Source organism: Variovorax sp. 350MFTsu5.1 (assembly GCF_048302515.1).
In the GTDB taxonomy this organism is placed as follows: Bacteria; Pseudomonadota; Gammaproteobacteria; order Burkholderiales; family Burkholderiaceae_C; genus Variovorax; species Variovorax guangxiensis.
The window spans coordinates 2,877,600-2,891,623 of record NZ_CP157620.1; the positions used below are offsets into that span (position 1 = coordinate 2,877,600).

A 14,024-nucleotide genomic window follows, 5' to 3' on the forward strand; every position below is an offset into this window, starting at 1 on the left:
GCATGCCCACGATCAAGATCTACCCGCATCCAGAGTACTGCCCCGAAGGCGCAGAAATCACCGCGCCCGCCGGCACCTCGATCTGCGAGGCGCTGCTCGACAACCACATCGACATCGAGCACGCCTGCGAGATGAGCTGCGCCTGCACCACCTGCCACGTGATCGTGCGCGAGGGCTTCAACTCGCTGAACGAGGCGGAAGAGGGCGAGGAAGACCTGCTCGACCGCGCCTGGGGCCTGGAGCCGCAGTCGCGCCTGAGTTGCCAAGCGATCCTGGCGCAGGAGAATGTGACGATCGAGATTCCAAAGTACTCGATCAACCACGCCAAGGAAAACCACTGATGAGCAGGGAGTGCGCATGACCCGCCAGATCGTCCTCGACACCGAAACCACCGGTCTCTCGGCCGAGAACGGCGACCGCATCATCGAGCTCGGCTGCGTGGAGCTGTTCAACCGCAAGCTCACCGGCAACGACCTGCACATCTACTTCAACCCCGAGCGCGAGAGCCATGAGGACGCGCTCAAGGTCCACGGCCTGACGACCGACTTCCTGCGCGACAAGCCCAAGTTCGGCACGCTGGCCAACGACATCGTCGAGTACCTGCGCGACGCCGAGATCATCATTCACAACGCGGCCTTCGACGTCGGCTTCCTCAACAAGGAGTTCGAGCGCGCGGGCCTGCCGCCGCTGCGCACCTTCGTCGGCGAAGTGACCGACACGCTGGCCATGGCCAAGCAGGTGTATCCGGGCAAGCGCAACTCGCTCGACGCGCTGTGCGACCGCTTTGGTGTCGACCGTTCGAACCGTACCTTCCACGGCGCCAAGCTCGACGCGCAGCTGCTGGCCGACGTCTACATCAACCTCACGCGCGGGCAGGACGCGCTGCTCATCGACGTAGCCGCCGCGGAGCCTGTGCAGGGCACCACCGTGGTGGCTGTCGACCTGAGCCAGTTCGAGTTGCCGGTGATCATGGCGGCCGAGCATGAGCTCACCGCACACGAGGCCGTGCTGGTCCAGCTCGATAAATCGAGTGGCGGCCGGACGCTGTTTCGAGAAAACGTCTGAGTTTCTTGAAAGCAGCTGAAAAGCTATGGCATAATCTGAGGCTTCGCAGAACGCGATACGTTTTCTAGGCACCGAGGCAAAAAGCAGCGGTGCCGAGGGCGGTTAGCTCAGGGGTAGAGCACAGCATTCACACTGCTGGGGTCGGAGGTTCGAAGCCTCCACCGCCCACCAATCAAAAAGCGACCTGGATTTCCAGGTCGCTTTTTTGTTTTGTGCGCCGAGAGGGGCTTCGGTTCGCCTCTCTCTCTGCTTCTCTATCCGTTGACTACTTCGCGGTGCCGAAGAGGTCGCCGCAGTTGTCGCACGCGAAGTACAGCTTCTGCTCTGCGCACTGCACCGAACCCGTCGCGCCGGCGCGGATCTGCCAGTCGCACGATTTGCCCTGCCTCACAAGCGTGCCCTCGGCGTAGCAGGGTGCCAGTTCGTAGTTGTCGTGCAGCGTCTTGTAGTCGACCTCGCGTGCCTTCGAGAAGAACTCGCGCGCCTGTCCATGGCTGCGTGGCACGTCGGAGCTGCGGCAGGTGGCCGGCGAGTCGGAGTGGAAGTCCGCAACGTAGATGTTGCTGAAAGCGGTGTCGCGAGTCGTCGCGCAAGAGGAAAGCAGCAAGGCCCCGATTGCGAGACCCACCGCGCGGAGTCTCACTTCCATATCGCCGAACTCGCTTCGCCAGGGTTCTTGTACGACACCGTCGGATGCCGGTAGACATCTTCCGGCTTGAGATTGAACTGCGCATACAGCACCTCGATGAGCCACTGCAGCGAGCTGTTCTGCGCAGCGGTCACGGCCTCGTAGTTCTTGTCGTCGATGTGCATGCCGACCAGCTCGATGCCGATCGAGTCGCTGTTCACCGGATAGCGGTCCGGATACGGCTTCGCGCGCTCGTGCGCGTCGATGGCGTTGATCTGGTTGACCCACGACATCGCCAGCATCTTTGCCATTGCACCCGTGTCGCAACTGCTCTTGTTGATGGTCAGGCACTTCGACTTGATCAGCTTGCCGACGTGATAGCAACGCGCGAGAACGCTCGCCGTCTGGTAGATCTGGCCGTTCTTGTCGATGAGGAAGTGGGCGCCATTGCCGCCCGCCTGGTAGCCGTTGAGGCTGGATTCGGCGGTGCCCGAGTCGGTCTGGTGAACGACGATGGCGAGCACGCTGGGGAGGGTGCCGTGTTCGATTCCCGGTGATCGTCGCAGGATCACCTTGGGGTCGATCAGCATCCCGTTTGCATCGATGGTGGACATTTCTCTCCCTGAAGAAAGTGACGCGATGACGGTCGCCTGCCGTGCTCCGGCAGCACGGGCCAGTACAACACATCCACCGTCGATGCCCAAGTCGCAGGAAGTAGTAACGCGACCTCCGGGCGACGATCCTGCAACAGTCGTCATTACCGTGTCACGAAGCTCGTGTTGCCCGTTGTCGGCCCGCGCCGACGGCAGATGCAGCCCGCAGCTGTCGAATTTCTCGCACCGATGACCTAGAACCATTTGGAAAGGAGCGCAGCCATGGCCACTCATCCCGACATTCCACCGCCCGTCGCGCCCGACCTGCCCGTCGAGCCCGACGAAGGACCCGAGACGCCGCCCGACGAGCCCACCGATCCCGAGCCGCCCCCGTCCGCGCACTGAGATAGCGAAGCTCCCGCGCAAGCCGCGCTAAGCTCGCGCGATGGACGAAATTGATTGCGCCGTCATCGGCGGTGGTGTGGTGGGCTTGGCAGTGGCACGCGCCTTGGCGCTCGCGGGCCGGGAGGTGCTGGTGCTCGAATCCGAAGGAGCCATCGGCACAGGAACGAGTTCGCGCAACAGCGAAGTCATTCATGCCGGCATCTACTACCCGCAGGGCTCGCTCAAGGCGAAGCTGTGCGTCGAGGGCAAGCAGTTGCTTTACGCCTACGCGGCCGAGCGCGGCGTGCCACACCAGCGCTGCGGCAAGCTGATCGTCGCCACCTCGCCCGAGCAGGCCGGCCAGCTCGAAGCCATCCAGCAGAAGGCGGCGGCGAACGGCGTCGATGACCTTGTCCTGCTCACGGCACAGCAGGCCATTGCGATGGAGCCGCAGCTGCACTGCGTGGCTGCGCTGCATTCGCCCAGCACCGGCATCGTCGACAGTCATGCCCTCATGCTGAGCTTGCTGGGCGATCTGGAGAACGCGGGCGGGATGCTGGCGCTGAAGTCGCCGATCACGCGCGCGGAGTGCGGTGATGGCGCCATCGTGCTGGCGGCCGAAGACGGCACCGTGCTGCGCTGCCGCAGCGTGGTCAATGCGGCGGGCCTCGGGGCCCCGGCATTGGCCCGGCGCTTCGAGGGCCTGCCGCCGTCGTCGGTGCCGAAGGAGTACTTCGCCAAGGGCAACTACTTCACCCTGTCGGGGCGTGCGCCGTTCGGCCGGCTCGTCTACCCCGTGCCCGAGCCGGGCGGGCTGGGCGTGCATCTCACGATCGACCTGGGCGGCCAGGCCAAGTTCGGGCCGGACGTGCAATGGGTTTCATCGCCCGGCGAACTGGTGGTGGATCCCTCGCGCGGCGAGGGTTTCTACTCCGAAGTCCGCAAGTACTGGCCCGCGCTGCCGGATGGCGCGCTGATTCCGGGCTATGCGGGCATGCGGCCCAAGATTTCGGGGCCCGGCGAGCCGGCCGCCGACTTCATGATCGACGGGCCCGCATCGCACGGCGTGCGGGGGCTGGTGAACCTGTTCGGCATCGAGTCGCCCGGCCTAACGAGCAGCCTGGCCATCGGGCTGTACGTCGCCCGGCTGCTGGCCGAGGCATGACTGCGGAGGGGTGCAGGCGTCAGCCGATACCCATCGTGCGACAAAGTCTGCACATCTGTAGCGCCTGAGGGCCTTTCGAGCCTGTAACATGACAGCACGCCACTTGCTGGCGCGAAGCCGCCGGCGCGGTGCCGGTGTCATCACGGAGGAAAGTTTCCAATGAGTGCATCCCAAAATCTTGAAGCGGCAGCCGAAGACATTGCAAGCGACGTGCGCGGCGTGCTGGCGAGCAAGGACCTGGATTCGGTTCCCCACATCAAGGCGCTGCGCCAGCGCATCGACACCAAGCTGGCCATCGCACGCGAACTCGCGGCGGAGAAGAGCAAGCTCGCCGCCAAGAAGGCCCGCGAAGCGGCCAGCTCCGCCAACGCCTACGCCCACGACGAACCATGGCAGATCGCCGGCGCCGCATTGGCCGTCGGCGTGCTGGTGGGCCTGCTGCTTGGCCGCCGCTGACCCGGTAGTGCACGGCAGCAGCGGCGTTCCCGTTCACCCGGGCATGACAGGGGCCAGCCGATGAGGCTGCTCTCCCTGTTCGGACTGAACGCCCGCATCCGCCGGCTGCGCATTGCCGCGGCCGAGGGCGCCCTGGCGGCCGAGGACCGGGTGCAACTGCTGCGCATGGCCTGGGAAGACGAGAAGCAGCGGCTAAAGCTGATGCTCGTCCTCGGCCTGGCCGTGCTGGGGCTGACCACGGTCACGGTGGCTCTGCTGTCCGTGGCGGTGGTGGTGAACTTCTGGGACACGCCTCACCGCGTCACCGCCGCATGGTCGGTGGCTGGCGTATGGATCGCGCTCTGGCTGGCGGCAGTCATCGGGCTGCTGCTGACCCTGCGCAATGCGTCCAACAGTTTCGTGCCTGCTCGCCGGGAGTTCGAGCGTGACTGGGCCTGGGCCCAGGAGCGTTTCGGCCTCGGCAAGGACCCAGGGGAGGACAAGGAAGCACCGCGCCGCGTCCGCCGTCCGGCCACGCGCGAAGAACTGCTTGCTCGCATGGAGATCCAGCGCCAGCGCATCGCGACGATGCAGGGCGGACGCGAGACTCAGCCCGCGCCCGAGGCGGATGCCCCTCCGCCCAACGAGTCCGCCGCCGCGGCCGCGCTGCGCATCGCGCGTGCGCACCCGGTGGCCACCGGCGTCGTCGCGGCGGCTGCCGTGGTGGTGATCCGGCCGAAGCGTCTGCTGCGCTGGGCTGCGGTCATTGCGCCAGTGCTCTGGCGCATGCGCTGAGAGACTGAAGAGAAAAGGCGCTCAGGCCTTGCTGCCGCGATCGCGCAGCAGCGCCTGGGCCGCTTCGCGGACCAGCGCCGGGCCGCGATAGATCAGGCCGGTGTAGATCTGCACCACGTCCGCGCCTGCGGCGATCTTCGCCTTGGCATCGGCGCCGCTGAGGATGCCCCCCACGCCGATGATCGGAAAGTCCTTGCCCAGCGCCGCACGCAGCTGCGCGACCACGCGGTTGCTGGCCTCGCGCACCGGCGCGCCCGACAGCCCGCCCGCTTCCTCCGCGTGCGGCAAGCCCTTTACCGCATCGCGCGCCAGCGTGGTGTTGGTGGCGATCACGCCGTCCATGCCGTGGCGCTTGAGCGTGGCGGCGATCACCGAGACCTGTGCTTCGTCGAGGTCGGGCGCGATCTTCACGAAGAGCGGCGATCGCTTGCCGCCATGGCGCGTGGTCAGGGTTTCGCGCCGATCGGCCACTGCGCCGAGCAGGGCGTCGAGGGCTTCGTCGCTCTGAAGCGAGCGCAGGTTGGCGGTGTTGGGGCTGGAGATGTTGATCGTCACGTAGTCGGCATGCGGGTACACGCCGTCGAGGCAGGCCAGGTAGTCGTCCACCGCGCGCTCGATGGGCGTGGCGGCGTTCTTGCCGATGTTGAGGCCCAGCAGCATCGGCGACTTGGCACTGCTGGCGTTCTTGCGGAAGCGTGCCTTCTGCACGTTGGCCAGGAAGGCGTCCAGCCCCTCGTTGTTGAAGCCCAGCCGGTTGATCAGCGCGTCGCGCTGGGGCAGCCGGAACATGCGCGGCTTGGGGTTGCCCGGCTGGGCCTTCGGCGTCACCGTACCGACCTCGACGAAACCGAAGCCCATGGCGGAGAAGGCGTCGATGCAGCGGGCGTTCTTGTCCAGCCCGGCCGCCAGGCCCACGCGGTTGGGAAAGGTCAGGCCGGCGAGCTCGACGGGATCGTCGACGCGCGGTGCCGAATAGGCGCAGGCCAGGGGAGTGTTCTGGGTGCGCGCCAGCCCGTCCAGCGTGATTTCATGGGCGTGTTCGGGGTCGAAGCCGAACAGGAAGGGGCGGGCCAGGCCGTAGAGCGAGGAGGGCATCAGCAGGGGCATCGGATAATTCGGGGCTTCAATGAGCCAAGGATTGTCCGTGATGACCGCACCCGCCTCCCCAACCCCCTCCAAACCGCTTTCCCAGGACGAACTCAAGGCCCAGGTCGGCCGTGCCGCGCTGGCCTACGTGGTCAAGGGCGAAATCGTCGGCGTCGGTACCGGATCGACGGTGAACAAGTTCATCGACGCGCTGGCCACGATCAAGGACGAGATCAAGGGCGCCGTCTCCAGCTCGGTCGCCTCGACCGAACGCCTGCGCGCGCTGGGCATTCCGGTGTTCGACAGCAACGAGGTTGAGGAACTGTCGGTCTACATCGACGGCGCCGACGAGATCGATCACCGCGGTTTCATGGTCAAGGGCGGCGGCGCCGCGCTCACGCGCGAGAAGATCGTCGCGGCGCAGTCGCGCAAGTTCGTCTGCATTGCCGACGAGTCGAAGCTGGTGCAGGTGCTGGGCGCCTTCCCGCTGCCGGTGGAGGTGATCCCGATGGCCGCGCAACGCGTGATGCGCCAGTTCGCGGCCATGGGCGGCATCGCCCAGGTGCGCGAGAAGGACGGCCTGCCGCTGGTCACCGACAACGGCCAGCACATCGTCGACGTGACGGGGCTGCGCATCACCGATCCGCTGGCGTTCGAGTCGACCGTGAGCCAATGGCCGGGCGTGGTGACGGTCGGCGTCTTCGCGCACCAGAAGGCCGACGTGTGCCTGCTGGGCACCGCGGCCGGTGTGAAGACGATGGAGTTCGCGGGCTGAGGTTGAAGCCCAGGCCGTGGGGGCCTAGAACTTGATGCCGGCCGGGTTGCTCGGCGTCGGCTCGCTCGAGGCCGGAGGCGGTGGTGCGGGTTGCGCGGCCGGGGCGGGCGCTTCGGCCCCCCGGGGCGCCGGCGTCGCTTGCGGGGCCACCAGCGGCCGGACCGGGCCGTTGCGGTAGCCCGCGGGCAGGCTGTTGCTCTTGGGATAGCCGGCCGCGTCGAGGTACTGCGACCATTCCACGTCCGAGAAGCCCTTGAGCTGCTGCGAACCGATCGTCAGCAGCGGCAACGCATTCTGGTTGCTCAGGCGCTGCAGGGCTTCGATGTCCGCGTTGCTCTTGACGGTGCGCTCCTCGAAAGGAATGCCGCGCGTCGTGAGCAGGGTGCGCGCCGCGCCGCAGGGGCCGCATTCGTCCCCGCTGTAGAGGGTGACGGGATAGCGCTGCGCCACCTGGCGCAGTTCATAGGGCAGGCCGGCGGCGTTGGCGCCGGAAGGGGCCGTCGCGCCTTGCTGGCCGGCCGACGCCGGCTCGGTGCTCGCGCTCGGGGCGCGGTCGGAGAAGGTGACCTTGCCGTTCTTGTCCACCTGGCGGTAGATGGGTTGCGCCATCGCGCCCGCGGCAACGAGCACGAGGGCAAGGCCGGTCAGGCGATGCAATGGTGAGATTTTGTAAATCGTATGCATCGCCCGAGTATCGCAAGCTTCAGCGCCGCATCAAGCGGGCTGGGCCTGCGCCATGCCCTGGTGTCGCAGCAGCGCATCAAGCTGGGGCTCGCGGCCGCGGAACGCCTTGAACGAGTCCATCGCGCTGCGGCTGCCGCCAGCCTCCAGGATGGCCTGGCGGTACTTGCGGCCGGTCTCGATGTTCGGCTCGCCGTCGGCCCCCACGGTTTCCTCGAAGGCCGCGTAGGCATCGGCGCTCAGCACCTCGGCCCACTTGTAGCTGTAGTAGCCGGCCGCATAGCCGCCCGCGAAGATGTGGCTGAACGTGTTCGGTGTACGGCTGAAGGGCGGCGACGGCATCACCGCGACTTCGGCACGCACGCGGCCCAGCAGGGCCATCACTTCGCCGGGCCTGGCGGTGGCGGCGTGGTACTCGGTGTGCAGCAGCATGTCGAACAGCGAGAATTCGATCTGGCGCAGCGTCTGCAGGCCGCTCTGGAAGTTCTTCGCGGCCGTCATCTTGTCGAAGAGGGCGCGCGGCAGCGGCTCGCCGGTGTCGACGTGGGCCGTCATGTGCTTGAGCACGTCCCACTCCCAGCAGAAGTTCTCCATGAACTGGCTCGGCAGCTCGACCGCATCCCATTCGACGCCGCTGATGCCCGAGACGTCGCGCTCGTTCACCTGGGTGAGCATGTGGTGCAGGCCGTGGCCGAACTCGTGGAAGAGGGTGGTCACGTCGTCATGCGTGAGCAGCGGCGGCTTGCCGTCGACGCCGCTGGCGAAGTTGCACACCAGCTGAGCGACGGGCGTCTGCAGCACGCCGTTGTCGGGGCGCAGCCAGCGGGCGCGCACGTCGTCCATCCAGGCACCGCCGCGCTTGGCTGCACGGGCGGAGGGGTCGAGGTAGAACTGGCCGACTTTCTGGCCGGCGCGCTCGATGCGATAGAACTCCACGCTCGGATGCCAGGTGGGCGCCGAGTCGCGGCGGATCGACACCTCGAACAGCGTCTCGACGATCTTGAACAGGCCGGCCATGACCTTCGGCGCCGGGAAGTACTGCTTCACCTCCTGCTCGCTGAAGGCATAGCGCGCCTCCTTGAGCTTCTCGCCGATGTAGCTCCAGTCCCAGGGCTGCGGATCGGTGATGCTCAGCTGCTCGGCCGCGAAGACGCGCAAGTCGGCAAGGTCGCGCTCGCCGTAGGGCTTGGCCTTGGCAGCGAGGTCGCGCAGGAACTTCACGACCTGCTCGGGCGACTCGGCCATCTTCGGCACGACCGACAGCTCGCCGTAGTTCTTGTAGCCCAGCAGCCCGGCTTCTTCCTCGCGCAGCGCGAGGATCTCGGTGATGAGGGAAGTGTTGTCGAAGGCCGTATCGCCGAACTCGCTGGCTCGCGTGACGTAGGCGCGATAGAGCTTCTCGCGCAGCGCGCTGCTTTTGGCGAACTGCATCACCGGCAGGTAGCAGGGCATCTTCAGCGTGAGCTTGTAGCCCTCCTTGCCGTCGGCCTCGGCGGCCGCGCGCGCGGCGCTCACCACGTCCTCGGGCACGCCTTCGAGCTCACCGAGAGCGGCGTAGTAGGCGAAGGCGTCGGTCGCGTCGAGTGCGTTCTCGCTGAACTTCTGGCTCAGCTCGGCCAGGCGTTCCTGGATGTCGGCGAAGCGCTTCTTGGCCTCGCCCTGCAGCTCGGCCCCGCCCAGCACGAAGTTGCGCACCGCATTGCTGTGGGCCTGGCGCTGCTCGGCATTGAGCGTCGTGGCGTCGATGGCCTTGTACTTGGCGTACAGGCGCTCGTCGGAGCCCAGGCGGGTCCAGAAGGCGGTAACGCGCGGCATGGCCTCGTTGTAGGCGGCGCGCAGCTCGGGCGTGTCGGCCACGGCGTTGAGGTGGCCGACGGCACCCCAGGCGCGGCTGAAGCGCTCCGAAGCCACGTCGAGCACCTTGGAGATCGCGTTCCAGTCAGCGGGAAAGTCGGGCGCGGTGACGGTCTGCAGCGCGGCCTCGGCATCGGCCAACAGTGCATCGACGGCAGGAGCGACGTGCTCGGGCTTGACTCGGTCGAACAGCGGGAGATCGGTGAAATCGAGAAGCGGGTTGGTCATATGGGGGATCCTGTTCGAACGTGGCGAGACCATTTTTCGGGGGCCACCGCGGAACCGGCTCTGCCGGGCCGCCGGTGGCGCCCCTCGAGGGGGAGGCGGCTGCACGAAGTGAGCAAGCAACGGGGTGGTTCTCATGTTGCGGCGCGCTCGGCCGCTTCAAGGGTGTTGACTAGCAGCATGGCGCGCGTCATCGGGCCGACGCCGCCGGGCACGGGCGTGATCCAGCCGGCCACTTCCTTCACGCCGTCGAAGTCGACGTCGCCGGCGAGCTTGCCGTCGGGCCGGCGGTTCATGCCCACGTCGATGACGACCGCGCCAGGCTTCACCATGTCGGCGCTCAGCAGGTCGAGCTTGCCCACCGCGGCGACGATCACGTCGGCCTGGCGCGTGATGGCGCCCAGGTCCTTGGTGGCGCTGTGGCAGATGGTCACGGTGGCGCTCTTGGCGAGCAGCATCATGGCCATTGGCTTGCCGACGATGTTGCTGCGGCCGATGACCACCGCATGCTTGCCGCGCAGGTCGTAGCCGATCGATTCGAGCATCTTCATGCAGCCGTGCGGCGTGCAGGGCCAGAAACCGGGAGCGCCGGTCATCAACGCGCCGGCGCTGGCGACGTGGAAGCCGTCGACGTCCTTGGCGGGCGAGATGGTCTCGATGACTTTCTGGCTGTCCATGTGCTTGGGCAGGGGCAGCTGCACCAGGATGCCATGCACCTTCGGGTCGTCGTTGAGCGTGCGGATGCGGGCCAGCAGGTCGGCCTCGCTCATGTCGGCGGGGTAGGTCTCCAGCGTGGCGTCGAGGCCGGTCTGCGCGCTGTCGTTGACCTTGTGCTTGGTATAGACCTGGCTGGCCGGGTCCTCGCCCACGAGGATGATGGAAAGGGCAGGGTTCACGCCACGGGCCTTGAGCGCCGCGGTGCGGCCGGACACCTCGGCGCGGATGGTTTTGGCGAGGGCGTTGCCGTCGATCAGTTGGGCGGTCATCGGTTTCGATTTTCCAAGTAAAAACGCCCGCTTTCGCAGGCGTGGGGTTCATTCGTCGCTATCGGGCGGATAGCTGTTTCTAGGCCTTGGCTGCTGGCGCCGCCTGCCCCAGCGCGATCTTGAGCAGATCGGCCACGGTGTTGGCGTTGAGCTTTTCCATGATGTTGGCGCGATGCGCCTCGACCGTCTTGATGCTGATGCCCAGGTCGTCGGCGATCTGCTTGTTCAGGCGGCCGGCGACGATGCGTTCGAGCACCTGCGCCTCGCGGCCCGTGAGCTTGGACAGCAGCGCGTCGCGGCTGGCCGACTGCTGGTGCTGCGTGAAGGCGCCGCGCGCATGTTCGAGCATGCGCTCGACCAGCGTGACGAGTTCCTCGTCGTTGAAGGGCTTCTGGATGAAATCCATCGCGCCCTTCTTCATGCTGTCGACGGCCATCGGCACGTCGCCGTGGCCGGTGATGACCACGATCGGCAGCGGGGAGCGTCGCTCGATGAGCCGGTCCTGCAGTTCAAGGCCGGTCATGCCCGCCATGCGGATGTCGACGATCAGACAGGCGACTTCGCGCGGGTCGTATCGGGAGAGAAAGGATTCGGCGGAATCGAAACAGCGGACTCTGTAGTCCTTGCCTTCGAGCAGCCATTGCAGCGAATCGCGTACGGCTTCGTCGTCGTCGACGACATAGACCGTGCCCTTCTTCGGAATCAAACTCATGCAGGTACCTTTGCCTCGTCGCTAGCTACGGAACTGATAGCGTCCAACACCGGAATCCAGAAGGAAAAACGGCATCCGATCACATCCGGGCCATTGTAGATGTTCTCCGCCTGCATCCGGCCGCGGTGCGACTCGACGATGGTGCGGCACAAATTGAGCCCGATGCCCATGCCCTCGGGCTTGGTGGAGAAGAAGGCTTCGTAGAGCCGGTCCATCACTTCCGGGGCCAGGCCCTTGCCGGTGTCCTGCACCGAGAACTCGATGGCGTTGTGGCCCTCGATCACCTTGGGCAGCACGCGCAGTTCCACGCTGCGGCGCGCCAGCGGGCGGTCGGCGAGGTCGATGGATTCGGCGGCATTCTTGAGCAGGTTGACCATCACTTGCTCGATGAGGATGGGGTCGACGCGCACCACCGGCAGCCGCGCCGCCACGTAGTGGTTAAGGCGCACGTTGCGCCGGCGCAGCTCGATGCCGGCGAGCTCGACAGCCTCGCTCACCATGGTGGCCACGTCGGCCGGCGTGCGGTTGGGCTCGCTGCGTTTCACGAAGGAGCGGATGCGCTGGATGATCTGGCCCGCGCGCTGGGCCTGCTTCGACGTCTTCTCGAGCGCGGCGAGCAGGGCGTCGTTGTCGATCGACTGGCCCTTGATGCGCGACATCATCCCGTTGCAGTAGTTGGTGATGGCGGTCAGCGGCTGGTTGAGCTCGTGCGCCACGCTGGAGGCCATCTCGCCCATGGTGATGAGGCGGCTGGCGGCCTGGGCCTTGTCGGCCTGCGCGGCGGCCTGCTCCTCGGCGTCGCGGCGCGGCGTGATGTCGGTGGCGATCACCAGCTGCGCGAGGCGGCCGTCCACCCAGGTCAGGTAGCGCGAGCGCACTTCGAGCCACTTGCCGAGGTGGGGCACGAAGATCTCGTTGTTGGCGGTCTGTGCGGCGGTGAGGGTGTCGATCGGCAGGCCGGCGTACGGGTCGACGTCGTCCAGGCCCTCGTCGTGTGCGTTCGACGCCGGCACGCCGGCCTGCGCGACCATGCCCAGGTGGCCCACGGTGTCCGAACCGAACCAGAGCCGGTACAGCTTGTTGGCAAAGAGCAGTTCCTCGCTGCCGATGGGGGCCACCGACACGGCCGCGTCGAGCGCTTCCAGCACGGTGGTGAAGCGCTCGTAGGAGGCCGAGAGCTGCTCGCGGATGCGCGTGGGCTCGGTGATGTCGGTCATCGACGTCATCCAGCCGGTCTGGTGGCCGCGCGCGTCGATCAGCGGCGACACATAGAGGCGCGCGTTGAACACGCTGCCGTTCTTGCGCTTCACCCGCACCTGGAAGCCGCCGGGCAGGGCGCGGCCATGCAGCTCTTCTTCGAGCCGCTCGTTCATCACCTCGCGGTCTGATTCGAGCCAGTAGGGGAAGGGCGGCGACTGGCCGACCAGTTCTTCCTCGCTCCAGCCGGTCATGGCGCAGAAGGCGGCGTTGACGTAGGTGATGCGGCCCTGCAGGTCGAGCACGCGCATGCCGGTGAGCATGGAGTTCTCCATCGCCCGGCGGAAGTTGGTCTCGGCCACCAGCCGCTGCTGCGCCTGCAGCCGCCGACGCGTGTGGCGCCAGGTGCCGATCAGCATCCAGCTGGTGAGCACGCTCAGCGCGCAGACCAGCCAGAAGAGCCCGTTGCCGACCACGCCCTGCGAAGTGCGGTAGGCCTGAGCCCGCAGCACCAGCGCATTGCCGACGGGCGACACCGGCACTTCATATTCGTTGGTGCGCTCCGACCAGGGCAGCAGGCGCGTGCCGCTTTCCTTCAGGTTGGCGGTGTTGCCGGCGATCACATGCCCCTTGGCGTCGAGCAGCGACACCGCGTAGCGCGCCTGCACCTCGGACGGCATGCCGTAGCGCAGCAGGCCGTCGACCGAGAACTCGCCCAGCACCACGCCGGCGAACAGGCCCTGGTCGAAAAGGGGAATGTGCAACTGCAGCATCGCCGGCGGGTCTCCGCCGGCCACGGGCTGCGAGAAGACGGGCTGGCGCAGTTCGCGGGCCAGCGCATAGTTGCTCTCGATGTCGCCAGGGCGCAGCACGTCGCCGATCAGGTGCTGCTGCGCCGGGTGCACGCTGGGCGCCGCGTAGCCTGCCTTGAAGCGGCGGCGGTCGTCGATCCAGGTGATGGTCTGCAGCTCTGGGAACTGGCTCACCAGCGACTCGGCGCGGCTGGTGAATTCGATCGGGTCGATCTCGCGGTTGGAGGCGTCGCGCGCGATGCGCATCAGCTGTTCCTGGCGCTCGAGCAGCCGCAGGCGCATGCGCTGCTGCGCGTACTCGACGTCGCGGCGCACCGACTCCTGCTCGCGCTCGACCTCCTCGGTGCGCAGGTACCAGAAGGCGGAAACGATGGCGGCAAGGAACAGCAGCACGGCGGCCATCGGCGCGAGCATCGCGACCGCGTCCTGCAGCACCGGTGTCTGGCGTCGCCACCACCTGCGCCACCAGGACAGCGGCGAGGCGTTCACGGCACTGCGGGCAACCGCCAGCGGGGAGGAGAGAGGCATGGGGCGGATTCTAGGCTTGCCCCCTCGGCTTGCCATGTCCCGTGCGGACATCCGTTCCTGCTCTGATTTCTTTCGAATTTCACATTGAAAAATCAATGAGCAC

At 66.8% G+C, this 14,024-nt stretch carries 15 protein-coding genes and 1 tRNA gene; 8 read left to right on the forward strand and 8 right to left on the reverse strand.

Going from position 1 to position 14,024, the window contains the following annotated elements; all coding sequences use genetic code 11:
- The first annotated feature begins 2 nt into the window (after positions 1–2).
- The 3 genes from fdx to ABL843_RS12955 all read left to right on the forward strand — a co-directional run bounded on the left by fdx (position 3) and on the right by ABL843_RS12955 (position 1,236).
- Positions 3–341, forward strand: a complete 339-nt coding sequence (gene fdx, locus ABL843_RS12945) for an ISC system 2Fe-2S type ferredoxin (RefSeq protein ID WP_019653159.1) — start codon at positions 3–5, stop codon at positions 339–341.
- Positions 342–357: 16 nt separating this feature from the next.
- Positions 358–1,065, forward strand: coding sequence for a DNA polymerase III subunit epsilon (gene dnaQ / locus ABL843_RS12950; protein ID WP_418120131.1), 708 nt, complete (start codon positions 358–360; stop codon positions 1,063–1,065).
- 96 nt (positions 1,066–1,161) lie between these two features.
- A tRNA-Val gene (locus tag ABL843_RS12955) sits at positions 1,162–1,236 on the forward strand.
- A 94-nt stretch (positions 1,237–1,330) separates the two neighbouring features.
- Here ABL843_RS12955 and ABL843_RS12960 read toward each other — a convergent pair.
- Complete coding sequence (locus ABL843_RS12960; protein WP_418120132.1) at positions 1,331–1,714, reverse strand: hypothetical protein; 384 nt, start codon at positions 1,712–1,714, stop codon at positions 1,331–1,333.
- Entirely contained in the window at positions 1,705–2,307 is a 603-nt protein-coding gene (locus tag ABL843_RS12965; RefSeq protein WP_184638629.1) for an N-acetylmuramoyl-L-alanine amidase, read from the reverse strand. Before ABL843_RS12965 ends, ABL843_RS12960 begins: the two co-directional genes overlap by 10 nt.
- Before the next feature lie 261 nt (positions 2,308–2,568).
- Here ABL843_RS12965 and ABL843_RS12970 point away from each other — a divergent pair, with 261 nt between their 5' ends.
- The 4 genes from ABL843_RS12970 (at position 2,569) to ABL843_RS12985 (ending at position 5,065) form a co-directional block, all read left to right on the forward strand.
- The gene (locus tag ABL843_RS12970; protein ID WP_126018747.1) at positions 2,569–2,691 is read left to right on the forward strand and encodes a stereocilin; all 123 of its coding nucleotides are present in this window, start codon (positions 2,569–2,571) and stop codon (positions 2,689–2,691) included.
- A gap of 40 nt (positions 2,692–2,731) precedes the next feature.
- The gene (locus ABL843_RS12975) at positions 2,732–3,835 is read left to right on the forward strand and encodes an NAD(P)/FAD-dependent oxidoreductase (protein ID WP_418120133.1); all 1,104 of its coding nucleotides are present in this window, start codon (positions 2,732–2,734) and stop codon (positions 3,833–3,835) included.
- 159 nt (positions 3,836–3,994) lie between these two features.
- Positions 3,995–4,291, forward strand: a complete 297-nt coding sequence (locus ABL843_RS12980) for a glycine zipper domain-containing protein (RefSeq protein WP_125949733.1) — start codon at positions 3,995–3,997, stop codon at positions 4,289–4,291.
- Between the two features lie 60 nt (positions 4,292–4,351).
- Positions 4,352–5,065: a phage holin family protein gene (locus tag ABL843_RS12985; protein ID WP_418120134.1), complete on the forward strand. Its 714-nt coding sequence runs from the start codon at positions 4,352–4,354 to the stop codon at positions 5,063–5,065.
- A gap of 21 nt (positions 5,066–5,086) precedes the next feature.
- On the opposite strand, the gene ABL843_RS12990 is transcribed toward ABL843_RS12985, so the two are convergent.
- Positions 5,087–6,172, reverse strand: coding sequence for a quinone-dependent dihydroorotate dehydrogenase (locus ABL843_RS12990; RefSeq protein WP_184638623.1), 1,086 nt, complete (start codon positions 6,170–6,172; stop codon positions 5,087–5,089).
- A gap of 40 nt (positions 6,173–6,212) precedes the next feature.
- Between ABL843_RS12990 and rpiA the strand changes: the two genes are divergently transcribed.
- Entirely contained in the window at positions 6,213–6,926 is a 714-nt protein-coding gene (gene rpiA / locus ABL843_RS12995; RefSeq protein ID WP_369658480.1) for a ribose-5-phosphate isomerase RpiA, read from the forward strand.
- Positions 6,927–6,950: 24 nt separating this feature from the next.
- Here the strand turns inward: rpiA and ABL843_RS13000 are convergent, their stop codons facing one another.
- The 5 genes from ABL843_RS13000 to ABL843_RS13020 form a co-directional block, all read right to left on the reverse strand.
- Positions 6,951–7,610: a glutaredoxin family protein gene (locus tag ABL843_RS13000; protein ID WP_418120135.1), complete on the reverse strand. Its 660-nt coding sequence runs from the start codon at positions 7,608–7,610 to the stop codon at positions 6,951–6,953.
- A 30-nt stretch (positions 7,611–7,640) separates the two neighbouring features.
- Positions 7,641–9,689 carry a M3 family metallopeptidase gene (locus ABL843_RS13005; RefSeq protein WP_418120136.1) on the reverse strand — a complete coding sequence of 683 codons (2,049 nt, stop codon included), beginning with the start codon at positions 9,687–9,689 and terminating at the stop codon, positions 7,641–7,643.
- A 131-nt stretch (positions 9,690–9,820) separates the two neighbouring features.
- The gene (gene folD / locus ABL843_RS13010) at positions 9,821–10,672 is read right to left on the reverse strand and encodes a bifunctional methylenetetrahydrofolate dehydrogenase/methenyltetrahydrofolate cyclohydrolase FolD (RefSeq protein WP_418120137.1); all 852 of its coding nucleotides are present in this window, start codon (positions 10,670–10,672) and stop codon (positions 9,821–9,823) included.
- 79 nt (positions 10,673–10,751) lie between these two features.
- Positions 10,752–11,384, reverse strand: a complete 633-nt coding sequence (locus ABL843_RS13015; RefSeq protein ID WP_012747279.1) for a response regulator transcription factor — start codon at positions 11,382–11,384, stop codon at positions 10,752–10,754.
- The gene (locus tag ABL843_RS13020; protein ID WP_126018766.1) at positions 11,381–13,921 is read right to left on the reverse strand and encodes a PAS domain S-box protein; all 2,541 of its coding nucleotides are present in this window, start codon (positions 13,919–13,921) and stop codon (positions 11,381–11,383) included. Before ABL843_RS13020 ends, ABL843_RS13015 begins: the two co-directional genes overlap by 4 nt.
- Positions 13,922–14,024 lie beyond the last annotated feature (103 nt).